The following is a 23,227-nucleotide window of genomic DNA, read 5'->3' as shown; positions in this document are numbered from 1 at the left end:
GACGCGCAGGCCCGGTGGATGTCACACCGGGTCTGTATCGTCTTCGTCCCCCCATTCCAGGAGTCCGTATGTCTCGGCGTACGCCGCCATGGCGGCATTCGTGTCTCTTCATCACGGGCGTGCTCGCGCTCACCGGTTGTTCGGAGGGGGTCGAGCAAGAGGAATCGCCCCCGCTCCAGCAACAGGCCCGCGCGCTCATGCCCGGTCCGGACCTGCGCATCACGGAGCTGACGGCTCCGGACAACGCGAAGCCCGGCCAGCCCGTCAGCGTCACCGCGAAGGTCTGTAACACCGGTGACCAGGCCGTGTACGCCAACACCCAGCTCCAGGTGTACCTGTCCACCACGCCCACGCAGCAGATGCCGGGGCCGGGGACGCCGCCTCCTCCCACCCAACAGCTCCTCCAGGGCCAGACGGACGTGGGCACCGTGTACGCGGGTCAGTGCGTCAGCCGTTCGTTGAGCATCTACATCACTCCTCCCTCGGGATTCACGGGCAACGGCGCCTACTACCTGGGGGCCATCGTCGACGCGTTCCAGGCGGTGCAGGAGTCGGATGAGACGAACAACGGCTTCGTCCGCGGCCTGATGGGCGTGGGCTCCCGCCCGGACCTGATCGTCACGCGGGTGGATGCACCGGCGAGCCTGGCGCCGGGCCAGTCCTTCAGCGCCACCGCGACGGTGTGCAACACGGGCACGGAGTCCAGCTCCGTCGCCGCCGTGCAGCTGTACCTGTCCACGGTGAATGGCGTGACGATGCCGTCGCCGTCCGGCCCGCCCCCCGCCACGCAGGCGATGCTCGGCGGCACATCCATTGCCAGCCTGGCCGCGGGCCAGTGCCGCATGGAGCCCATCATGGGCAACGTCCAGATGCCGCCCACGCCCGTGCCGCCGGGCACGCCCCTGTACCTGGGCGCCATCGCGGATGCCCAGGCGAACGTGGTGGAGCTGCGCGAGGACAACAACGCGTTCGTGCAGGGCCTGGTGGGAGTGGGCAACGGCCCGGACCTCGTCGTGCGCTCCGTGACGGGGCCCGCGAGCGTGCGTCAGGGCGACCCGCTCCAGGCCACGGTGACGGTGTGCAACGCGGGCACCCAGTCCTCCAACTCGGCGGACGTGATGGTGGTGCTGTCCACGGGGACGTCGCTGGCGGCCCCGTCGTCCCAGCCCCGTCCCCCGACGGAGGCCCCGGTGGGCAACGCCAACGTGCCGCCGCTGTCCGTGGGCCAGTGCGCCACCCGCACGGTGCAGGGATATGCCTACCGCCCGTACTCGCCGCCCGGCGAGCAGCCGCTGTACCTGGGCGCCATCGTGGACCTGCCCCGGAGCGTGCAGGAGCTGCGCGAGGACAACAACACGCGCGCGGACACGCTGGTGGGCGTGGGCACCCAGCCTGATCTCACGGTCGTCACGCTGGAGGCCCCCACCAACCTGCCGCTCAGCGGTCCGTTCACGGTGTCCACGAAGCTCTGCAACGTGGGAACGACGCGCTCCATGGATTCGCTCGTGGAGGTGTACATCACGAGCGAGCCCTCGCTGGCCATCACGGCGGGCCCGCCGCCCATGACCGCCATGATGGCGGGCTCGGCGAACGTGCCCGCGCTGGAGCCGCGTGAGTGCATCACCCGCCAGGTGAGCAGCTACGGCACCGTGCCGCCCGGAGCGACGATGCCGAACCCGACGCTGTACGTGGGCGCCGTGGTGGATCCGCGCGCATCGCTCCTGGAGCTGCGTGAGGACAACAACGTGTCCGCCCTGTCCCGCATCGGCATGGGGTCCGGACCTGACCTCGTGGTGCGCACGTTGACGGCGCCCTCCAGCGTCAAGCCCGCCACCTCGCTGTGGACGGACGTGCAGGTCTGCAACGAGGGCACCCAGTTCGCGCCGAACTCCACGGTGGGGCTCTTCCTGTCCACCACGCCCACGGCGGTGTCGCCCGTCCAGGGCCCGCCTCCGTCCCAGATGCAGATCGGCTCGGTGGAGGTGTCCTCGCTCCAGCCGGGCGCCTGCGCGCTGTACACGAAGTCGGTGTACGCCGCCGCGCCCCCTCCCGGGGCTCCCCCCTCGCAGCCGCTGTACCTGGTGGCCCTGGCTGACGTGGGCGCGCAGCAGCAGGAGCTGCGTGAGGACAACAACCTGGGCGTCGCTGGTCCCCTCCTCCTTGGCAACGGCCCGGACCTCGTGGTGACGGACGTCACCGGTCCCACCAGCGCCATCCCGTATGGCCCTGTCACGCTGAACGTGACGGTCTGCAACACGGGGACGGATCCGGCGGGTCCCTCGCGGGTGATGGGCGTCGTGTCCGCGGGCGAGACGCTGCCCACGCAGTTCCCGTCCCCTGGAGCGACGGAGTCCGTGGTGGGCGAGGTGTCCCTGCCTCCGCTCGCCGCGGGCCAGTGCGTGACGACGCCGGTCAGCGGTTCCGCGCCCCCGCCGTATTACGCCGAGCCCAACAGCCCGCTCTACCTGGGGGCCCGCGTGGACAGCACCAATCAGGTGATGGAGCTGCGTGAGGACAACAACACCCGCGTGACGTCGCGGCTCGTCCTGGGCAACGGCCCGGACCTGGTGGTGCGCTCGGTGACGGCCCCCACGAACCCGACGCCATACAGCGCCTTCAGCGCGCAGGTGAAGATCTGCAACGAAGGCAACGTGTCCACTTACGGCTCCGTGCCGCTGGACCTGGTCATCTCCACCGAGAAGTCCCCCTACGTGCCCGGCCAGGGGCAGCCGCCGTACACCCAGGTCCAGATGCCCGTGGGCGGCGTCATGGTGCCCGCGCTGGCCGTGGGCCAGTGCACCACGCTGCCCGTGCAGGGGTCGTTCAACCGTCCCCCCGCGGCCACGCCCGGGCAGTCGCTCTACCTCGGCGCCATCGTCGACGGGCCGAACACCCTGCAGGAGCTGATCGAGGACAACAATGCGCTGACGATGGCCACGTCCATCGGACAGGCGCCGTAAGGGCTTCCCAAGCGGAAACCCGCATCGGTTGAGCTGGAATCGTCGGCCAGGGGACTCCCTGGCCGGCGATTGTCTTTCCCGCGCCGCCGCATCCGGTGGACCTGCTGTTCTCCACGGTGGCCACGCCATCTGCGTCCGCCATCCACTGGGAGCCCATCGAGTCGCCCCCCCTGCCGCGGCTGGGCTCGGTGCAGGTGCCGCCCCTGGCTCCCGATGAGTGCGCCTCGGTGGGCGGCTCCGTCAACGCCATCCCTCCGCAGGCCGCGCCGCTGGGCGCGCCCCTCTTTCGTACAAGCTTCAGCGGACGGTGCCGCTCCACTCGCGGTACCACGCCACCAGCCGGGCCACGCCCGCGTCCACGGACACGTGTGGCCTGAAGCCCGTCTCCGCCTCCAGCCGCGAGGTGTCCGCCCACGTGGAGGCCATCTCCGCGGGCTGCGCGGGCACGGACGTCACGTGGGCCTTCGCACCCCAGTACCGCTCCAGCAGGCCCACGAAGTCCCCCAGCGCCACCGGCTCGCCGTGCCCCACGTTGAGCAGCCGGTGCGGCGGGCTTCCCGAGGGCGGCCGGTCCAGCACGCGCAGCACGGCCTCCGCCACGTCGTCCACGAAGGTGAAGTCGCGCCGCATCCGCCCGTCGCCGTGCAGCCGCAGGGGCTCTCCCTTCGCCAGCGCGCGCAGGAACAACAGCGGCGCCATGTCCGGCCGCCCCCACGGCCCGTACACCGTGAAGAAGCGCAGGCCGCTGGCGGGCAGCCGGTGCAGGTGGCTGTACGCGTGCGCCATCAGCTCGTTGGCGCGCTTGGTGGCGCCGTAGAGGTTGAGCGGTTGATCCACGGGCGCGTCCTCGCGGAACGGCGCGGGCGTGGCCGCGCCGTACACGGAGCTGGAGGACGCGTAGACCAGATGCGCGACCTTCGCCTCGCGGCAGGCCTCCAGCACCCGCACGAAGCCCGTCACGTTGGTGTCCGCGTAGGCCGGGGCCTCCGCGTCCGGGGCCCGCACACCCACCCGCGCGGCCAGGTGCACCACGCCCTCCGGACGCGCGGCCGTGAACGCCTCGCCCAGACGGGCCGCGTCGGTGATGTCCCCGGCCAGGAAGGTGAAGCCACGCGCACCGGCCAGCCGCTGGAGCCGGGAGCGCCGGAGCGCCACGTCCCCCGGGGCCGCGTCCAGCGCGTCCAGGCCCACCACCGCGTCGCCCCGGGCGAGGAGCCGCTCGCAGACGTGGGCTCCGATGAAGCCCGCCGCGCCCGTCACCAGGACCCGCATGCCCCCCTCTTCCCGAGTGAAAGGAGGACGGCCATCACGGCACCGCCTGCACCGCCTCGATGACGGCCCGGCGCAGGAACGAGTTCCAGTCCGTGGCGGACTGGTAGGCGCTCACGATGGGCTGCGAATGGAACGTGTCCGTCCAGAGCACCTGGCCGTTGGGATCCACCAGTCCCAGCCGCAGCACCACGTCCACCCGGTTCAGCACCGTCGCGCCGGACACGTCCAGCCAGTCCAGGATGACCACCACCGCGGCCTCGGCCTTGTTCTGCTGGACGAAGGACGACACCTCGTCCGTGAGCGGCACCGGGGCCTGGGACTGACGGGTGGCGACGACATCGAAGCCGCGCGAGAGCAGCTCCGACTCCGCCTGGCGGGCCAGCACCGTGCGCGGGTTGCTCTCGCCGATGATGTCCTGGCGGAACGTGCCCGTGGGCAGCACGTCCACGCGCGAGCCCGCCACCACCACCACCTTGCGGATGCTTCCCTCCGGGCGCACCTGCCGGGCGGCGCAGGCCGAAAGGACGAGGGACACCAGGAGCAGCGGAAGGAGTCGTGCGGGGCGCATGCCGTCACGCTAGGCCACAAGCGGCGGGGCCTCCACCCCGACCGCACCCGCCCGCCCCTCAATCGAACAACCCCTGCAGGTAGAAGCCTCCGTCCCGCCCGTCCCGGTACACCCAGGCGGGCCCCAGCCCCTCGAAGTGCACGCGGTAGTAGTCCCGCTGGTACGGGGTGTCCGTCCACCACTCGCCGCCCAGTCGCTCCGGCCCCGCCATGGCCGTCACCCGGTGCCGCCGCCCCGCGAGCCGCGCCGCCAGCATCTCCCCGGACGCCGCCACCTCCGCGTCCAGCCGGGCCGGCCGGGCCAGCAGCCGCGACGGCCGCTCCCGGGCCGCCCCTGCCTCGCGCCAGACGGTGACGGGCGCGGCAGGCTCCGGCGCCAGCGGGCCGGAGGGGGACAGCAGGCCGCGCCGCGTCTCCGGCGGGTGGAAGGCCCGGGGCGCGTGCGCGGCCTCCGGCCGGTGCACCGCCTCCAGGGACGCCGCGAACAGCGCCTCCTCGCCCAGCGTCGTCGCCAGCCGCGACAGCACGCCCTCCAGGGCCATGTCCCCCTCGGGCTCGTCCCCCAGCGCCAGCTGCTGCCCCAAGTCCTCGTCGTGCGCGTCCACCCGCACGGCGACCTCCGCCACCGGCCGCTCCAGCCGCAGCTCCCCCAGCCGGTGCCGCGCCAGGTCCAACAGCAGCTTCGCTCGCGCCGTGGGACGCGCCAGCAACAGCGGCACCTGGGCCTCGCCGGTGGGGTCCAGGCGCAGCACGAAGGTGAGCCGCACCGCCGCCCGCTGCCGCCCGGAGAGCCGCGCGCCCAGCCGGTCCAACAGCGTCTTGAGCGCGAACTGCACGGGCTCGAAGGTGTCCGCGGGCGCGTCCAGCACCACCCGGTCCTCCAACGCCTCCTCCAGCGGCTCCGGCGTGAAGGGCGTGTCGTCCACGCCCCGGCACCGCGCATGGGCACGGGCCGCGCCCGCGCCTCCGCGCGCCGTCACCGCTCCGGCCGGCAGCGCCGCCACCTCCCCCAGCGTGGACAGGCCCAGGACGGAGAAGGCCTTCGCCGCCGGGGCCTCCAGCGCGCCCAGCGGCAGTGGCGCCAACGCGCGCGCGCCCTGCCCCTCCGCGACCACCTCCACCCGCCGGGCCCCATGCCGCGCCAGCACCCGCGAGGTGAACGCCTCCGACGCCACCGTCACGTGCGCCCGGTAGCCCAGCCCGGCGCAGACCCCCAGCACGCGCGCGCCCAGCTCCAGCTCCCCCCCCACCAGGTGCGCCGCGCTCGCGTCGAACCACAGGCCTTCCGGCGCGTCGCGCTGGAAGCCCGGACACAGGCCGAGCAGCGACTCCCCCAGCGCGGCCAGCGCCTGGGCCTCGTCCTTCGGCCGGTATGGGAAGGACTGCAGCGCCGGCTCCAGCGCGGTGGCCGCCGTCAGCGTCATCCCCGGCCGCACGCCGACCTTCAGCGCGCGCGTGGAGGCGAAGGCCACCCGGCGCTGGCCGCGCACCTCCTCCACCAGCACCAGCGGCTGTCCCGCGAGCGCGGGCGACTCAATGACCTTGCGCTGCACCGGGAAGCGCGTGACGTGCAGGTAGCCCCTCCGCATGGCCCACCCTCTCCCTTGTCAGCGGCCGTCCGGGGACAGCGCGCCCCCCAACGAAGGCATGGGCGCGTCGCGGCCGGGGCGCTGGCCCAGGATGCCCATCCCGTTGCGCACGCGGTCCGCCGGGTCGCGGTAGAAGCCCGGGCCCGCGTCCCCGGCTTGCGCCACGTCCGCGTCCAAGAGCCGCGCCCCGGCGTCCAGCCCCACCTCCGGGTAGAGCTCCCGCCACGGGCGCACGATGCGCGTGCCCACGCCCCCGCCCCGGCTGCGCTCCAATTCCACGGACCAGCCCTGGACGCCCCGGGCCTCCAGCCGCAGCCGCGCGAGCCCGTCCGCGGGCGCCTCCGGCGACGTCAGGAGCAGCACCAGCGTCCCGCCCCGCGCCGCCGCGTCCGCCAGCTTGCGCGCCTCCGTCAGGGCCAGCCGCTCCGGGCGCCCCGGAGCGCCCACACCGAGCGTCAGGTCCACCACCACCGCCGTGAAGGCCCCGCTGCGCGCGAGCTGCACGGCGGACCACACCCGCTGCGAGAAGGCCTGGGGCCTCACGACGAGCAGCCGCTCCAGGTCCACGCCCAGCGCCGCCGCGGCCGGCGGATAGAGCTCCCGGGGACCATCCACCCACGCGCACAGGCGCATCTCCCGGTGCGCGGTCGCCACCGCGCGCAACGCCAGGCTGGTGCGCCCCGACGCGGCCTCGCCGCACAGCTCCACGGAGGTCCCCAGCGGCAGGCCCCCCTGCGGCAGGAGCGCGTCCACCGCGTCCACGCCCGTGCGCAGCACCGACAGCGCGCGGCGGGGCGCCGCCTGCAACTGGCGGATCCGTTCACGCAGCTCCTCCACCACCGCCAACCCCGACCGCTCCAGCGCCGCGCCCATGTGGCCTCCTGGCCTCGAGCACCCGCCACCTTCGCGAGTGCGGGGCCAGTATCCGAGCCCGTCTGACACCCCGGCCGGCGGGATTCCGAGCGGGCCGGACCTGTCGCGTCGGGTGCGCCGCTCGACGGGAGGGGGCGGCTCCGCGCCCATCACTCCACCTGGCACCGGACATGACAGGTCACGCGCCAGACCACGAAAAAGGGCCCCGCGTCCTTCTCGCGGGGCCCTTCGGGTGAGGCGCGCTTCAACGCCGCGCTAGCCGGCGCACAGCACCTTCACCTCCACCTTCGTGTCGCCCACGCGGCGCAGGCACGGGCCCAGGAAGAAGATGCGCGCGGCGCGGCCGCCGCTGGGGGGCTCGTAGCGGAAGTCGCCGTTGGCCGCCGTGCACGTCTGCACGGAGCCGTCCGCCCGCGTGACGTACACCACCGCGAGCCGCGGATCCGGCAGGTTCATCACGGCCACGCTCTGCGCCACCGTGGCCAGCTCCGCGATATCCAGCAGCGTCTGCTGGTAGCTCGCCTTGCAGATGGAATCCAGGTTCGCCCGGGTCGCGTCGAACGCCTTCGCCATGTCGCTCTGCCGGTAGCCGGGCCCATAGGACGTCGGGCAATCGACGTTGCGCACGTAGGTGGTGCCGCCCACCGTCTCCGTCGTCAGCTCCGCCCGCTTGTCCGTCAGCGCCACCGGCCCGATGGTCGCCCACAGCACCTCGCGCGACGCGCCCCGGCTGTCCTTCAGGGACTGGAACGCCTGGTAGTACTCCGACACCGGCGTCAGCTTGTCCCCCTGGGCGGTGCACGAGTCCACGGCCGTGTCCTGCCCCAGCGCCACCGGGGGCGGCCGCTGCGTGGAGCTGCAGTCGTCCTCGTCCGACACCACCACCACCAGCAGGCGGGCGTCATCCCGCAGGAAGCCCCCGTTGCCCCCTTCCGCCAGGGGCTGGGTGGCCAGGGGGGAGGCGACCGCCAGCCGCACCGCCTCGAAGGGCGTCTCCTGGCCGCTGCCGGACGTTCCCTGGTTCACCAACCGCTGGAACTTGGGCAGCAGCTGCGGATCCGAGCTCTCGATGAAGCGCTCGGCGGTGGGCTGGTTGGACTCGTCCTTCACCGGCTGCAGCCGCCCCTCCTGATCCGGGAAGGAGCGGATGACGTCCGCCCCGTCCGGGAAGACCTGGCGCTGGTACACGGACGTGGTGATGACGCCCACGCGGAAGTCCTGGATCACCCCGCTGCCCGCTTTCAGCGCGGACAGGAAGGCGGGCAGCTCCGTGGCGATGCCCTGCTGCTCCTCCCGCATGGATCCAGAGTTGTCGATGACGAAGAGGATGTCCGTCTTCTGGGGAGCGACCACCGGAGGGGTGGCCTCGCAGGCATCCGGGACGGTGGAGCCCGCGTCATCCACGGGGGAGTGGCATCCGAGCGCCAGGAGCGCGGACAGCGACAACAGGTGGGCGCAGGTGTGGAGCTTCACATCGGCCTCCAGTGCGGGGGCGCGCGCTCGCGCACCGCATCAAGCGTGAGAGGGGGGCAAGCATGCCCCACCCCTTCGCCGGACGCGAGACTTCTGGGCCGTTACGACTTCAGGGCCGTTACATAGAGGAGCGTCGTACACCCGACGAGGCACGGAAATAACGTACATCGCGTTTGCCATGTCCGGTTTGGTTGTTACGTTGGTTCATCCGTCGCAGAAATCAACCGGATGGTTCACCGGCCCGGCCGCTTGCTGACCGGGTTCAAGCAAGGAAGAGGCCGAACTCCATGTCTGACGAGAAGAAGAAGGGCACCGCGGCCAGCGCAATGCCCACCGCGATGGCCCCTCCGGGGCTCATCAACAAGGAAGACATCCCGCAGGTGTTGCCCATCCTGCCGCTCCGCAACAGTGTCTTCTTCCCCGGTGGCGTGCTGCCCCTGGCCGTCGGCCGCCAGAAGACGATCGCGCTGATCAAGGACGCCGTCCGTGACGACCAGGTCATCGGCGTCGTGACGCAGCGCCGCGCCGAGGAAGAGGATCCCGGCGCGTCCGACCTGTACACGATGGGCACCGTCGCCCGCATCGTGAAGCTGCTGAAGATGGGCGAGGACAACTACTCGCTCGTGGTCCAGGGCCTCGCGCGCTTCCGCGTGATGGAGCTGGTGCAGGAAGCGCCCTACCTGAAGGCCCGCGTCGACGCGGTGGAGGACAAGACCTCCAGCGAGAACGTCGAGGTGGAGGCCCTGGGCATCAACCTGAAGAAGCTGGCGCGCGAGGTCATCGAGCTGATGCCCGAGCTGCCGGCCGCCGCCACGGAGCTGGTGGAGAGCATCACGCATCCGGGCCACCTGGCGGACCTCATCGCCGCCAACGTGGACGTGCCCATCGAGGAGAAGCAGGCCGTGCTGGAGACGGTCGACCTCAAGGCGCGCATGAAGCTCGTCCTGGAGCTGCTCAACCGCAAGCGGGAGATCCTCAAGCTCTCCAACAAGATCGACTCCGCCGTGAAGGGCGAGATGTCGAAGACCCAGCGCGAGTACTACCTGCGCCAGCAGCTCAAGGCGATCAAGGAAGAGCTCGGCGAGATGGGCGAGGAGGAGGAGGAGCTGGACGAGTTGCAGGAGCGCCTGAAGAAGGCCGCCCTGCCCCCCGAGGTGGAGAAGGTCGCGCAGAAGGAGCTCAACCGCCTGAAGACGATTCCGGCGGCCTCCAGCGAGTACACCGTCGCGCGCACCTACCTGGACTGGATCGCGGACCTGCCGTGGTCGAAGGTGTCCGAGGACAACCTCGACATCGAGAACGCGCGCCAGCAGCTGGACAAGGATCACTTCGGCATCAAGAAGGTGAAGAAGCGCATCCTGGAGTACCTGGCCGTCCGCAAGCTGAAGAACGACATGCGCGGGCCCATCCTGTGCCTCGTCGGTCCCCCGGGCGTCGGCAAGACGTCGCTGGGCCAGAGCGTGGCCAAGGCCACGGGCCGCAAGTTCGTGCGCCTGAGCCTGGGCGGCGTGCGTGACGAGGCGGAGATCCGCGGGCACCGCCGCACGTACGTGGGCGCGCTGCCGGGCCGCTTCATCCAGAGCATGAAGAAGGCCGGGACGAAGAACCCGGTCATGATGCTGGACGAAATCGACAAGCTGGGCGCGGACTTCCGCGGCGACCCGAGCGCGGCGCTGCTGGAGGTGCTGGACCCGGAGCAGAACAGCACGTTCAGCGACCACTACCTGGACGTGGCGTTCGACCTGTCGAAGGTCATGTTCGTCGCGACGGCGAACCAGCTGGATCCCATCCCCGGGCCGCTCCGGGACCGCATGGAGATCATCGAGCTGACGGGCTACACGTTCGAGGAGAAGCAGTCCATCGCGCGGATCCACCTGGTGCCCAAGCAGCTGAAGGAGCACGGGCTCAACGGGGACCACATCGAGGTGCAGGACGACGCGCTGCTCATCCTCACGACGTCGTACACGCGTGAGGCCGGCGTGCGTAACCTGGAGCGCCGCATCGCGGACATCTGCCGCGCGGTGGCGGTGGAGGTGGCCGGCGGGAAGACGGAGAAGCAGACCATCAACGCCGAGCGCGTGAAGGAGATCCTCGGGCCCGAGACGTTCTACTCGGAGGTCGCGGAGCGCACGGAGGTTCCCGGTGTGGCGACGGGGCTTGCGTGGACCGCGGCGGGTGGCGACCTGCTCTTCATCGAAGCGACCAAGATGGCGGGCAAGGGCGGCATGACCCTGACCGGCCAGCTGGGCGACGTGATGAAGGAGTCCGCCACGGCGGCGCTGAGCTACCTGCGCAGCAAGGCGGAGGCGCTCGGCATCCCGTCCAACTTCCTGGAGAAGACGGACCTGCACCTGCACTTCCCCGCGGGCTCCATCCCGAAGGACGGCCCTTCGGCCGGCGTCACCATCCTGACCGCGCTCACCAGCCTGCTGACGGGCATCCGGGTGCGGCACGACACGGCGATGACGGGCGAGGCCACGCTGCGCGGCCTGGTGCTGCCGGTGGGCGGCATCAAGGAGAAGGTCCTGGCGGCGCACCGCGCGGGCATCAAGCGGGTCATCCTGCCCGAGCGTTGCCGCAAGGATCTGGCGGACGTGCCGGATCAGGCGAAGAACGAGCTGGAGTTCATCTTCGCCACGAAGATGGACGAGGTCCTCAACGCCGCGCTGGAGACGTCTCCGTTCAAGGAGGGCGCCGCCATCCCGGCGGCCACCCCCACGGACTCGCCTCCGGCGGAAGTCCGGGCGTAACGGCGGGCTTCGGCTCCTGAAGTGACGCGGGCAGGTTCCCTTCACGGGGGACCTGCCCGTTGTCTTATACGCACGCAGCGGACGGAGCTGGCACCACCAGGCGCCCCGGCACCTGGAGGTGCCGGCCACGCGAAGGAGCGGACCATGAAGTACGCCAATCTGGGACACACGGGCCTGCGGGTCTCCCGCATCTGCCTGGGCTGCATGAGCTACGGCACGCCGAAGTGGCGCCCGTGGGTGCTGGACGAAGCGGCGGCGCAGCCCTTCTTCCGCCGCGCGGTGGAGCTGGGCGTCACATTCTTCGACACCGCGAACATGTACTCGGACGGCGTCAGCGAGGAGGTGACGGGCCGCGCGCTGCGCAAGTACGCGAAGATGGACGAGGTGGTGCTGGCCACGAAGGTCTACTTCCCCATGGGCAGCGGCCAGAACGAGCGCGGCCTGTCGCGCAAGGCCATCACCCAGGCCTGCGAGGCGAGCCTCCGGCGGCTGGGCGTGGACACCCTCGACCTCTATCAAATCCACCGGATGGACCCGCACACGCCCATCGAGGAGACGCTGTCCGCGTTGGATCAGCTCGTGCGCCAGGGAAAGGTGCGCTACCTGGGCGCGAGCTCCGCGTACGCGTGGCAGTTCATGCGCGCGCTGAGCGTGTCCGAGCGCAACGGCTGGGCGCGCTTCGTGTCCATGCAGAACCACTACAACCTCGTCTACCGCGAGGAGGAGCGGGAGATGCTGCCCCTCTGCGAGGCGGAGGGCGTGGGCGTCATCCCGTGGTCGCCGCTGGCGCGCGGGCTGCTCGCGGGTTCACGCAAGTCGCTGGACGACAAGGAGTCCACGACGCGCGCGGGCTCCGACACGCTGTCGCCGGTGCTCTACAACCAGCCCGGGGACTGGGACGTGGTGGAGGCGGTGAAGCAGGTGGCGGACGCGCGCAAGGCCCCGCCCGCGCAGGTGGCGCTGGCGTGGCTGTTGTCCAAGCCCGTCGTCACGGCGCCCATCATCGGCGCGACGAAGCCCGAGCACCTGGAGGACGCGGTGAAGGCCGTGAGCCTCAAGCTCACGCCTGAAGAGGTGAAGGCGCTGGAGGCCCCCTACAAGCCGCACGCGGTGCGCGGCCTGTAGCAGGCCGTGAAGCGGTGGACGCGCCTCAGCGCTCCTTCACGAGCGCGTCCACCTTCTTCTCCAGCGGCTTCGCGTCCTCGAAGAACGAGTCCATGGAGTGCGCCGGAGCCAGGCGCAGCACCGGCGGAAGGAGCGAGCGAGGGAACTCCAACTCCTCGCTGAAGTCCTCGTTGCCCAGCGCCTTCGACACGTTGGTGAGGACCAGCACGCCCACTGACGCGATGACGAGCCCGCGGACCACCCGCCTGCCGCTCCAGCGCGTCACGTAGCGCAGGTGCCAGTAGAGCCCCCACCCCACCAGCCCCAACACGGCCAGGATGCGCACGAAGCCCAGCCACGCGCCCAGGGAGAAGCTGAAGCCCAGCAGCGCGAACAGGGGCGGTGCCAGCGAGAAGCCCAGCAGCACCAGGGCGGCGATGGTGGTGTGCACGCGGAAGTAGAAGCGCTTGCGCGCGATGCGGCTCGCCAGCGACCAGCCGCCGGCCCACAGGAGCGCCAGTCCCAGGGGCACCACGGCGGACATCAGCAGGTCGCCCCAGTCCGTCTTCCGGAACTGGGTCACCCGCTCGGAGATGAAGGACGTCACGACCAGCGCCTGGAGCGCGAGCGCGAAGGCCCGGGGCCGCTCCAGCAGACGCTCGCTGGGCGCGGCGGGGGCTTCGTTGACGACGGTGTCCTCCACCACGAAGGAGCGCGGGCGGAAGCGCAGCACCGTGTCCCCCACGGACACGCGCGCGTCCGGGGTGAGGACCCATTCCTTCAGCGCGGCCCACGGCTCCACGCTGAAGGTGCCGTTGACGCTGCCCACGTCGCGCAGCACCACCGCGCCGTCCTCGCGCCGCTCCAGGCGCAGGTGCTCCGCGGACACCTTCGGGTCGTCCAGGATGATGTCGTTGGCGTAGCCGCGCCCCACCGACACCGGATACGTGGACAGCCGGTGGCGGGCCTGGACGGCGTCCCCTTCCAGCACCTCCAGGAAGATCACTTCGTCCACGACAGGCCCTCCAGGTAGCGGCGCGCCAGCTTGCGCGCGTTCTCCGCGGAGAAGCCGCCCAGCGTGAGGCTGGTGTCCACGCCGCGCGTGGAGGCGTTCAGTGTGGCCGCGCGCAGCACCAGATCATAGAGGCCCGGGAAGCGGCGGTAGGCGCGCAGGCACAGCGCCGCGCGCACCGGGAGGCCCTTCACGTCGACGAACTCGGACGTGCAGCGGAAGTTGGTGACGTCCTCGCGCGTGGCGGACACCGCGTCCGGGTCCTGTGAGAAGAGCGTGCTGTAGAGCGCGGAGAAGCGCATCGCGCCCAGCTTCTGGCTCTCCACGTGCTGGTGCAGGTAGGCCACCACGCCCGTGCGGTGGCTGGAGGACAGGAAGATGTCCTCCTCGGAGGAGCACTGGTAGCTCGTCACCGTGTAGGGGGTCTCGGGGTCGTGCGGCGTGTCGCCCCAGCACTTGAGGAACGGGCTCCAGCGGCCGGGGACGCGGTAGTCCCCCAGCGCCTGCTTCGGCAGGTCCGTGGCCATCAGCCGGTCGGTGATGCGCTGCTGGTTGGCCATCAACTGGTCCTTCACGGACGTCATCAGCGCGGCCGGGTCCGGGGGCGCGTCCTGCGCCAGCGCCCGGTCGAGCAGCGCCCGCGCGCGGGCCACCGGCACCAGGAAGCCCACCTGGTTGCCCATGGTGGCCACGTTGACGCCCACGACGCCGCCCTCGCCGCTCAGCGTGGGCCCGCCGCTCATGCCGGGGTTGATGGCGCCGGTGAAGTGCACGCGTTCATAGAGGGCGTCGCGCACCAGGCCGTTGTAGGTGCCCTCCACGATGGTGGTGCCCAGGTCGCGCGGGTTGCCCATGGCGAACAGGCGCGTGCCCTGCGGCGGCTCGTGCTCCTCCAGCTTGAAGTAGTCGCTGATGGGCGTGTCCACCTGGATGACGGCCAGGTCGCTCACCACGTCCACCGCGAGCAGGCGCACCGGCACCGTCGCGTCGCCGCGGTCCAGCTCCGCGGTGTAGTCCTCCGGGTGGAGCACCAGGTCGGACACGACGTGGTAGTTCGTGAGGGCGTGGCCCTTCGCGCCCACGAAGAACGCGGAGCCGATGGAGGACTTCGTGCCGGAGCGGCGCTCGATGATGCGCACCTGCGCGACGCGGCCCTGGATGCGGCGGAACAGCTCGTGCGTGGCCGGAGGCAGCGTGGCCACCGGCAGGGGCGGCACCACCGCGTCCGCGACGCCGGCGTCTGGCGCCGGGAGGACCGGCGGCGGGGCCGGGGACGCCGAGGGCGCCGGAGGGGCGGCGGGCCCCTGCGCGAGCACGGCGGCAAGGAGAAGGGAGAACATGGGCGGAGGACCGTATCCCACCGCGAGCCCCACCGGGGGACGCTGTCGCCCTCCCGGCAGGCACGTTACGACGAGGCCGGCCCCTCCCCCTGCCGGCGGCGCCGCCAGGCCGCGTAGGACACCACCAGGGCTCCGGCCAGGGTGCCGGCCAGCGCCCCCGCGAGGCGCCGGGACAGGACGCCCGCCACCGGAGTCTCCATGCGGAAGGTCTCCAGCGAGGCGCGCACCCCCGGGGCCAGGGCGTCCCAGCGGGCGGCGGGCGCGCTGACCGTCACCACGGCGTGGCGGCCCTCGGAGGCCAGCCCCGTCACCAGCACCGTGCGCACCTGCCCTGCCTCACGCAGCGTGCCCAGCACCTCCACGCGGGGCACCGGGCCGCCCACGCGGTCCACCCGCTCCGGGGTCAGCGCCACGCCCAGCTCGCGCTGGAAGTGCTGCACCACGGCGGTGGAGAACGCGTCGCGCTCCGAGGGGCTGGCGGAGAAGCCCCCGTCCACCACGGCGATGAGGAACGTGGCCGCGTCCGGGCCCTCGCCGTCCGCCAGCGCCGCGGACAGGGCGCGCGTGCGCACGCCGTCCTCCGACACCGCGCCCACCTGCGAGCCCGTGTAGCGCTCCCAGCGCGTCATCCGGAACGTGTCCGGCGGCCGGAAGCTGTAGCCGTCCCGCCGCAGCTCCGTGCCGAGCGCGCCGGACAGCGACAACCACACACCGGTGAGGACGGGCAGGAGCACGGGCCGCGAGGATAACCCCGAAGCCCGCGCCGCGCCCGCCCCCTGCCCCGCTACCCGCTCTTCTTCTTCGCGTCGTCCACCGGCGCCGTGAAGGAGCGGATGCGGGCCTGGAGCTCCCGGGCCACGTTCGTGATGAGCGGCTTGCGCATCATCGTCATGTGCGAGCCCGGCATGTCCACGACCTCCACACCGCCGGTGACGAGGTCCTCCCACCCGTGGTGCTCACGCGTGTCCGGCCGCTGGCTGGCGCGCAGCAGCACGAGCTTCCCGTCGAGCGGCTTCGCGTCGTACTGCGTGAAGGCGCGCGAGGTGGACTCGAACACCCGGTACAGGTTGCGCACGCGCTCCACGCCCACGTCGGCGATCTGCGTGTCGCCCTGGCTGCCCACTTCGTAGAAGTAGTTCACGCGCTCCGCCTGCGTCATCTGGGAGATGCGCTCGCGCAGCTCCAGGGGGTCGCGTCCCGTGGTGGCCGCCAGCATCATGGTGAGCTCGGAGGTGAGCATGTCCTCCAGCACCTGCTCCGGGGTCTTGTCCGGCACCATGTGCTGCACGGTGTACGCGTCGATGCTCGCCACCAGCGCGACCTCCTCGCCCTGGGCGCGCAGCTGCCGCGCCATCTCGAAGGCGATGATGCCGCCCAGCGACCAGCCCGCCAGGTGGTAGGGCCCGTGCGGCTGCACCTGACGCACGGACGCCAGGTACAGCGCGGCCATCTCCGCCACGGTGCCCAGGGGCTCCTCGCCCTCGGTGCCCCGGGCCTGGAGGCCGTAGCACGGCTGATCCGCGTCCAGCTCGCGCGCCAGGTCCACGTAGCAGAGGACGCCGCCGCCCGCCGGGTGGATGGCGAACAGCGGAGGCCTGGTGCCCTCCGGCTTCAGCGCCACCAGCGGCGACCAGGCGTTCGACTCCTGCTCCAGCAACGCGGCCAGCTGCTCCACCGTCGACGCCTGGAACAGCGACGCCAGGGGCAGGTTGCGGCCGGTGAGCTGCTGGATGCGGCCCATCAGCTGCACCGCGAGCATGGAGTGGCCACCCAGGTCGAAGAAGTCATCGCGGATGCCAATGGGCGACATCCCCAGCGTCTCCTCCCAGATGCGGACCAGTTGCAATTGCAGCGGAGTCCGCGCCACCACCAGCGTGGAGGCCTCCGTACGCGTGGTGTCCGGCGCGGGCAGCGCGCGGCGGTCCACCTTGCCGTTGGACGTGAGCGGCAGCACGTCCAGCGTGACGAAGGCCGCCGGCACCATGTACTCCGGCAGCGTGCGCCGCAGCTGCTCGCGCAGCTCCTGGCTCCCCGCCACGGCCTGGCCCGGCGCGCCCACCAGGTACGCCACCAGGCGCTTGTCGCCCGGCACGTCCTCGCGCACCAGCACCACGGCCTCGCGCACGCTCGGGTGCGAGAGCAGGCCCGCCTCGATTTCGCCCAGCTCGATGCGGAAGCCGCGCACCTTCACCTGGAAGTCCGCGCGGCCCAGGTACTCCAGCGTGCCGTTGGGACGCCACCGCGCCAGGTCGCCGGAGCGGTAGAGCCGCGCCCCGGGCCGCGTGCTGAACGGATCCGGGATGAAGCGCTGCGCGGTCAGCTCCGGCCGGCCCAGGTAGCCGCGGCCCAGGCCGTCGCCGCCCACGTACATCTCCCCCGTGACGCCCGGAGGCACCGGCTGGCCGTGCGCGTCCAGCACGTACACCTGGAGGTCGGGAATCGGCAGCCCCACCTCGCTGCCGCGGCCGCCCTCCGCGTCCACCGCCTTGAGCGCCCGGTAGGTCACGTGCACGGTCGTCTCGGTGATGCCGTACATGTTGACCAGCACCGGCGCGTTGTCCGCGTGGCGCGCGTACCAGGGACGCAGGCTGCCGAACTCCAGCGCCTCGCCGCCGAACACCACCGTGCGCAGCGACAGACCCTCGTGGTCTCCCGTGCGCTCCTCGTGCTGGATGAGCTGACGGAAGGCGGACGGCGTCTGGTTGAGCACCGTGACGCCCTCGCGCTTGAGCAGCGCGTGGAAGTCCGCGGGCGTGCGGCTGACCTCGTAGGGCACCACCACCAGCCTGCCGCCGTACAACAGCGCCCCCCACATCTCCCAGACGGAGAAGTCGAACGCGTACGAGTGGAACAGCGTCCACACGTCCTGCGTGCCGAAGTCGAACCAGTGCTTCGTGCCGTCGAAGAGGCGCACCACCTGGGCGTGCTCAATCTGCGCGCCCTTGGGGCGGCCCGTGGAGCCGGACGTGTAGATGACGTAGGCCAGATGATGCGGCGCCACGCCGCTGTCCGGCGTCGTGGTGGGCGCGGAGGCCCACTTCGCCGCGTCCGCGTCCAGGCACAGGCGCTTGGCCGCGCCCGACGGCACCACGTCCAGCAGGTGCTGGTGGGTGAGCACCACCGGCACGCGCGCGTCCTCCACCATGAATTCCAGGCGCTCGCGCGGGTACGCCGGATCCATGGGCAGGTATGCGCCGCCCGCCTTGAGGATGGCCAGGAGGCCCACCATCAGCTCTAGCGAGCGCTCCACCGCGAGGCCCACCAACACCTCCGGTCCCACGCCCAGCGAGCGCAGGTGGTGCGCCAACTGGTTCGCCCGCGCGTCCAGCTCGCGGTACGTGAGGCGCTGTTCGCCGTAGGTGACGGCGATGGCGTCCGGGGTGCGCGCCGCCTGCGCCTCGAACAGCGAGTGCAGGCACGCGTCCACCGGGAAGCGGTCGTACGTGTTCCAGCCCGCCACCACCTGCTTGCGGTCCTCCGGCGTGAGCAGCGGCAGCTGGTGCAGCCGCGCATCCGGATTCGCCGCGATGCCCTCCAGCAACACACCCAGGTGCCGGGCGAGCCGCTCGGCGGTGCTCGCGTCGAACAGGTCGGTGTTGAACTCGAGCCCGCCCTCCAGGCCGTTCGCCGTCTCCGTGAGGCCCAGCGACAGGTCGAACTTCGCGGTGCGGTGCTCCACCTCCACGCCTTCCAGCGTGAGGTCGGTCAGCGTGAACGCCCCCTCTGGCGCGTTCTGCAGCGTCATGGACACCTGGAACAGCGGCGTGCGGCTGGTGTCGCGCGTGGGCGCCAGCTCCTCCACCAGCTTCTCGAACGGCACCTCCTGGTGCGCGTACGCGCCCAGCGTCGTCTCGCGCACGCGGCCGAGCAGCTCGCGGAACGTCGGGTCGCCGTCCAGCTTCGTGCGCAGCACCAGCGTGTTGACGAAGAAGCCGATGAGGCCCTCCGTCTCCGCGCGCTGGCGGCCCGCGATGGGCGTGCCCACGCTGATGTCATCCTGTCCGGAGTAGCGCGCGAGCAGCACCTGCCAAGCAGCGAGGAGGACCATGAAGGGCGTGGTGCCCTCCTTCAGCGCCAGGGCCTTCAGCGCCTCCGTCAGCTCTTGGCCCACCTTCACCGGGGCGCTGCCGCCGTGCGACGTCTGCACGGCCGGACGCGGACGGTCCGTGGGCAGCTCCAGCGCGGACGGCGCGCCGGACAGCTGCTGCTTCCAGTACCCGAGCTGCTTCTCCAGCACCTCGCCCTGGAGCCAGCCGCGCTGCCAGCCCGCGTAGTCCGCGTACTGCACCGGCAGCTCCGGCAGCACCGGCGCGCGGCCGTTGGAGAAGGCCTCGTAGGACGCGGCCATCTCGCGCACCAGCACGCCCATGGACCAGCCGTCGGAGACGATGTGGTGCATGACGAGCACGAGGATGTGCTCCTCCTCGTCCAGCTTGAGCAGCTTCACGCGCAACAGCGGGCCGGTGGCCAGCTGGAACGGGTGCACGGCCTCCTCGTCCGCGAGCCGGCGGGCCTCATCATGCCGCTCGGGCTCCGGGATGTCGGAGAGGTTCACCACCGCGAGCGGCAGGGACACCGCCGGGTGGATGACCTGCGTGGCCTGTCCGTTCACCACGTGGAACGACGTGCGCAGCGATTCGTGGCGGCGCACCAGCTCCGTGAAGCTCTGCTCCAGCGCCATCACATCCAGCGAGCCCTTCAGGCGAAGGACCATGGGCACGTTGTAGGCCGGGCTGGCTGCATCCAGCTGGTGCAGGAACCACAGGCGCTGCTGGGCGAACGACAGCGGCAGCTGGCCCTCGCGAGGCAGCGGCACGATGGCGGGCGCCTGCGTGCCCGCGCCGGCCTGGAGCGCCAGGTCGATGAGGGCCGCCAGCTTCGCCAGCGTGGGCGCGTTGAAGACGTCCCGCAGCTGCAGGTCCACGCGGAAGATGCTCCGGACGCGCGACAGGACCTGCGTGGCCAGCAGTGAGTGGCCGCCCAGCTCGAAGAAGTCGTCCGTGGAACCCACGCGCTCCACACGCAGCAGCTCGCTCCACGCACCGGCGAGCAGCTGCTCCGTGGGGGTGCGCGGCGCGATGAACGCATCGGCCTCCGTGCGCTCGTCGCTGGGGACGGGCAGCGCCTTGCGATCCACCTTGCCGTTGGAGGTGACGGGCAGCGCCTCCAGCACCACGAAGGCGGACGGCACCATGTACTCCGGCAGCGTGCGCTCCAGGTGCTCGCGCAGGCCCTGGCGGTCCAGGGACTCCACGTCACCCGCGACATAGGCCACCAGCCGCTTGTCGCCGGCCACGTCCTCGCGAACGACGACGACGGACTCGCGCACGCCGTAGGCGCCCATGAGGGCGGATTCGATCTCCCCCAGCTCGATGCGGTAGCCGCGCACCTTCACCTGGTGGTCGACACGGCCCATGTATTCGAGCGTGCCGTCGGCGCGCCACCGGGCCAGGTCGCCGGAGCGGTACAGCCGCGCGCCAGCGTCGGTGCTGAACGCATCCGGGATGAACCGCTCCGCCGTGAGCTCCGGCCGGCCCAGGTAGCCGCGGCCCACCTGCACGCCGCCGATGTAGAGCTCACCCGGCACGCCCACCGGCACGGGTTGCAGCTGCGCATCCAGCACGTACATCCGCGTGTTGGGCAGCGGCTTGCCGATGCGCACCGCGCCGGAGCCCGGGTCCTCCGGGGCCACGACGTGCACCGAGCAGCCCACCACCGTCTCCGTGGGGCCGTACTCGTTGATGAGCCGCGTGGCTGGCGCGTGCGTACGCCAGAACGCCAGCTCCTCCGAGAAGAGCGCCTCACCGCCGATGACGAAGGCACCCGTGCGCCCCGCCGCCGCGTCCGCGCCCAGGAGGTCCGACAGCAGCCGCAGGTGGCTGGGCGTCAGCTTCACGAGGCTGAAGCCCGTGCCCTCGCGCAGCACGTCCGCGAGGCCCTCCACGCCCCGGGCCTCGGACACCATCACCACGCCCCGACCCGCGACCAGCGGTGCCAGCATGCTGGTGACCGTCAGGTCGAACGCGAGTGACGAGTGCACCGGCGCGCCCGCGCCTGAATCCAGCCCATACGCGGACAAGCACCACGTCAGGTAGTTGGACACGCCCCGGTGTTCGATGGCCACGCCCTTGGGCTTCCCCGTCGAACCGGACGTATAGATGACGTAGGCCAGGTTGCCCGCCGTCACCGCCGTCACGGGCGCGTCCTCGCGCTCACGGGCGATGCTGCGCTTCCAGTCTCCATCCAGGCTGATCAGCTGCTGGGTGGTGACGGGCAGCTCGTCCGCGAGCGAGTCCTGCGTCAGCACCACCGGCACCTGCGTGTTCTCCAGCATGAAGGACAGCCGGTCCAGCGGGTACTTCGGGTCGAGCGGCACGTAGGCGCCGCCGGCCTTGAGCACGCCCATCACGGCGATGACCATCTCCAGCGAGCGCTCCAGGCACAGGGCGACCTTCACCTCGGGCCCCACGCCCAACCGGCGCAGGTGGTGCGCCAGCTGGTTCGCCTTCGCATCCAGCTGCCGGTACGTGAGCTGCTCACCCTCGAAGGTCGCGGCGATGGCGTCCGGAGTGCGCGCCACCTGCGCCTCGAAGCGCTGGTGGATGCAGGCGTCGCGCGGGAAGTCAGCCCGCGTGTCGTTCCAGGTCGTCAGCAACTGCGTCCGCTCGCCTTCGGTGAGCAGCGGCAGGCGCTGGACGGGCACGTCCGGCTGAGCAGCCACGCCCTCCAGCAGCACGCGCAGGTGCTCCAGCATCCGCTCGGCGGTGCCGGCGTCGAAGAGGTCGGAGTTGTACTCCATGGCTCCGCGCAGCTCGCCCTCCACCTCCGACAACGTCATGTTCAGGTCGAACTGCGCGGTGCGGTGCTCCAGCGGCACGGCGCGCAGCGTGAGGCCCTTGACCTCCAGCTCCGGCACCGGCGCGTTCTGGAACGACAACAGCACCTGGAACAGCGGTGTGCGGCTGGTGTCGCGCGTGGGCGCCAGCTCCTCCACCAGCTTCTCGAACGGCACCTCCTGGTGCGCGTACGCGCCCAGCGTCGTCTCCTTCACCTGCGCCAGCAGCGCGCGGAAGGAGGGGTTGCCCTCCAGCTTCGTGCGCAGGACCAGCGTGTTGACGAAGAAGCCGATGAGGCCTTCCGTCTCCGTACGGCCACGACCCGCGATGGGCGTGCCCACGCTCACGTCGTCCTGTCCGGAGTAGCGCGCGAGCAGCACCTGCCACGCGGCCAGGAGGACCATGAAGGGCGTGGCGCCTTCCTTCAGTGCCAGGGCCTTGAGCGTATCCGTCACCGGCTTGCCCAGGCGCAGGTTCACGCTGGCGCCGCGGTACGTCTGCACCGCCGGACGCGGGCGGTCCGTGGGCAGCTCCAACGCGGAGGGCGCGCCGGTCAGCTGCTGCTTCCAGTACGCCATCTGCTGGGCCAGCACGTCGCCCTGGAGCCAGCCGCGCTGCCAGCCCGCGTAGTCCGCGTACTGCACTGGCAATTCCGGCAGGGACGGCGCGCGGCCGGAGGCGAAGGCCTCGTAGAGCGCCGCCATCTCCCGCACCAGCACGCCCATGGACCAGCCGTCGGAGACGATGTGGTGCATCGTCGCGAGCAGCACGTGCCGCTGGGCCTCCAGCTTGAGCAGCTTCACGCGCAAGAGCGGGCCGTTCGCCAGATGGAACGGACGCTGCGCCTCTTCGTTGGCCTGGCGCTGGGCCTCGGCCTCACGCTCGGCTTCGGGCCGAGCGGACAGGTCCACCACCGGGAGCGACACCTTCGCCGCGGGGTGGATGACCTGCGCGGGCTGACCGTCGCGCATGGGGAACGTGGTGCGAAGCGATTCGTGGCGGCGCACCAGCTCCGTGAAGGCGCGCTCCAGCGCGGAGACGTCCAGCGTCCCCTCCAGCCGCACCGGCAGCGGGAGGTTGTAGAAGGCGCTGTCCGGCTCCAACTGGTTGAGGAACCACAGGCGCTGCTGCGCGAACGACAGCGGCATCCGCTCCGCGCGGGGCAGCGCGACGAGCGGCGGCGCCTTCACGCCCCTGCCCTGCGCCACGAGCATGTCCACGCGCCGGGCCAGATCCGACACCGTGGGCGCCTCGAAGAGCGCGCGCAGCGGCAGCTCCACGTCGAAGGACTCGCGGATGCGCGAGGCCAGCCGCGTGGCCATGAGCGAGTGACCGCCCAGCTCGAAGAAGTGGTCCTCCACGCCCACGCGCTCCACGCCCAGCAGCTGCGCGAAGAGCGCGGACAGCAGCTCCTCCGTCGGCGTGCGCGCGGCCACGAAGTCGCGCGTGCG

12 protein-coding genes (1 of these 12 running past the window's edge) are annotated in these 23,227 nt (G+C 71.6%); 3 read left to right on the top strand and 9 right to left on the bottom strand.

Annotation, left to right across the window (positions count from 1 at the left end):
* The first annotated feature begins 68 nt into the window (after positions 1–68).
* Positions 69–2,960, top strand: a complete 2,892-nt coding sequence (locus KYK13_RS19800; protein WP_223631585.1) for a CARDB domain-containing protein — start codon at positions 69–71, stop codon at positions 2,958–2,960.
* Between the two features lie 297 nt (positions 2,961–3,257).
* Here the strand turns inward: KYK13_RS19800 and KYK13_RS19795 are convergent, their stop codons facing one another.
* The 5 genes from KYK13_RS19795 to KYK13_RS19775 form a co-directional block, all read right to left on the bottom strand.
* A complete protein-coding gene (locus tag KYK13_RS19795) occupies positions 3,258–4,232 on the bottom strand; it encodes an NAD-dependent epimerase/dehydratase family protein (RefSeq protein ID WP_223631584.1) in 975 nt (324 codons plus the stop codon).
* A gap of 34 nt (positions 4,233–4,266) precedes the next feature.
* Entirely contained in the window at positions 4,267–4,800 is a 534-nt protein-coding gene (locus KYK13_RS19790) for a hypothetical protein (protein WP_223631583.1), read from the bottom strand.
* 58 nt (positions 4,801–4,858) lie between these two features.
* A complete protein-coding gene (locus KYK13_RS19785; RefSeq protein WP_223631582.1) occupies positions 4,859–6,388 on the bottom strand; it encodes a DNA polymerase Y family protein in 1,530 nt (509 codons plus the stop codon).
* 18 nt (positions 6,389–6,406) lie between these two features.
* Positions 6,407–7,261: an ImuA family protein gene (locus KYK13_RS19780; RefSeq protein ID WP_223631581.1), complete on the bottom strand. Its 855-nt coding sequence runs from the start codon at positions 7,259–7,261 to the stop codon at positions 6,407–6,409.
* A 255-nt stretch (positions 7,262–7,516) separates the two neighbouring features.
* Positions 7,517–8,734, bottom strand: coding sequence for a VWA domain-containing protein (locus tag KYK13_RS19775; RefSeq protein ID WP_223631580.1), 1,218 nt, complete (start codon positions 8,732–8,734; stop codon positions 7,517–7,519).
* Positions 8,735–9,021: 287 nt separating this feature from the next.
* Between KYK13_RS19775 and lon the strand changes: the two genes are divergently transcribed.
* Positions 9,022–11,484 (top strand): endopeptidase La, encoded by a 2,463-nt coding sequence (gene lon / locus KYK13_RS19770; protein ID WP_223631579.1) that lies wholly within the window; start codon positions 9,022–9,024, stop codon positions 11,482–11,484.
* Positions 11,485–11,628: 144 nt separating this feature from the next.
* Entirely contained in the window at positions 11,629–12,609 is a 981-nt protein-coding gene (locus KYK13_RS19765) for an aldo/keto reductase (RefSeq protein ID WP_223631578.1), read from the top strand.
* Between the two features lie 25 nt (positions 12,610–12,634).
* On the opposite strand, the gene KYK13_RS19760 is transcribed toward KYK13_RS19765, so the two are convergent.
* From KYK13_RS19760 to KYK13_RS19745, 4 genes are all read right to left on the bottom strand, one after another.
* The gene (locus KYK13_RS19760; RefSeq protein ID WP_223631577.1) at positions 12,635–13,603 is read right to left on the bottom strand and encodes an FHA domain-containing protein; all 969 of its coding nucleotides are present in this window, start codon (positions 13,601–13,603) and stop codon (positions 12,635–12,637) included.
* Complete coding sequence (locus KYK13_RS19755; protein ID WP_223631576.1) at positions 13,591–14,940, bottom strand: serine protease; 1,350 nt, start codon at positions 14,938–14,940, stop codon at positions 13,591–13,593. The genes KYK13_RS19760 and KYK13_RS19755 overlap by 13 nt, the downstream gene beginning before the upstream one ends.
* Before the next feature lie 65 nt (positions 14,941–15,005).
* Complete coding sequence (locus tag KYK13_RS19750; protein ID WP_223631575.1) at positions 15,006–15,674, bottom strand: hypothetical protein; 669 nt, start codon at positions 15,672–15,674, stop codon at positions 15,006–15,008.
* Between the two features lie 50 nt (positions 15,675–15,724).
* Positions 15,725–23,227 carry the 3' portion of a non-ribosomal peptide synthetase gene (locus KYK13_RS19745; protein WP_223646441.1) on the bottom strand. The gene runs 24,012 nt beyond the window's last position, so 7,503 of the gene's 31,515 nt are visible here — the last part of the coding sequence; its start codon lies beyond the right edge, outside the window — the gene reads right to left on this strand; it ends in the stop codon at positions 15,725–15,727.

The organism is Corallococcus sp. EGB (assembly GCF_019968905.1).
Classification (GTDB): Bacteria; Myxococcota; Myxococcia; order Myxococcales; family Myxococcaceae; genus Corallococcus.
This window is presented reverse-complemented; position numbering and strand designations above follow the sequence as displayed.

Bases quoted from the DNA above. Each gene is read 5' to 3' on its own strand.
- KYK13_RS19800 (WP_223631585.1), top strand. From the start codon at position 69: ATGTCTCGGCGTACGCCGCCATGGCGGCATTCGTGTCTCTTCATCACG.
- KYK13_RS19795 (WP_223631584.1), bottom strand. From the start codon at position 4,232: ATGCGGGTCCTGGTGACGGGCGCGGCGGGCTTCATCGGAGCCCACGTC.
- KYK13_RS19790 (WP_223631583.1), bottom strand. From the start codon at position 4,800: ATGCGCCCCGCACGACTCCTTCCGCTGCTCCTGGTGTCCCTCGTCCTT.
- KYK13_RS19785 (WP_223631582.1), bottom strand. From the start codon at position 6,388: ATGCGGAGGGGCTACCTGCACGTCACGCGCTTCCCGGTGCAGCGCAAG.
- KYK13_RS19780 (WP_223631581.1), bottom strand. From the start codon at position 7,261: ATGGGCGCGGCGCTGGAGCGGTCGGGGTTGGCGGTGGTGGAGGAGCTG.
- lon (WP_223631579.1), top strand. From the start codon at position 9,022: ATGTCTGACGAGAAGAAGAAGGGCACCGCGGCCAGCGCAATGCCCACC.
- KYK13_RS19765 (WP_223631578.1), top strand. From the start codon at position 11,629: ATGAAGTACGCCAATCTGGGACACACGGGCCTGCGGGTCTCCCGCATC.
- KYK13_RS19755 (WP_223631576.1), bottom strand. From the start codon at position 14,940: ATGTTCTCCCTTCTCCTTGCCGCCGTGCTCGCGCAGGGGCCCGCCGCC.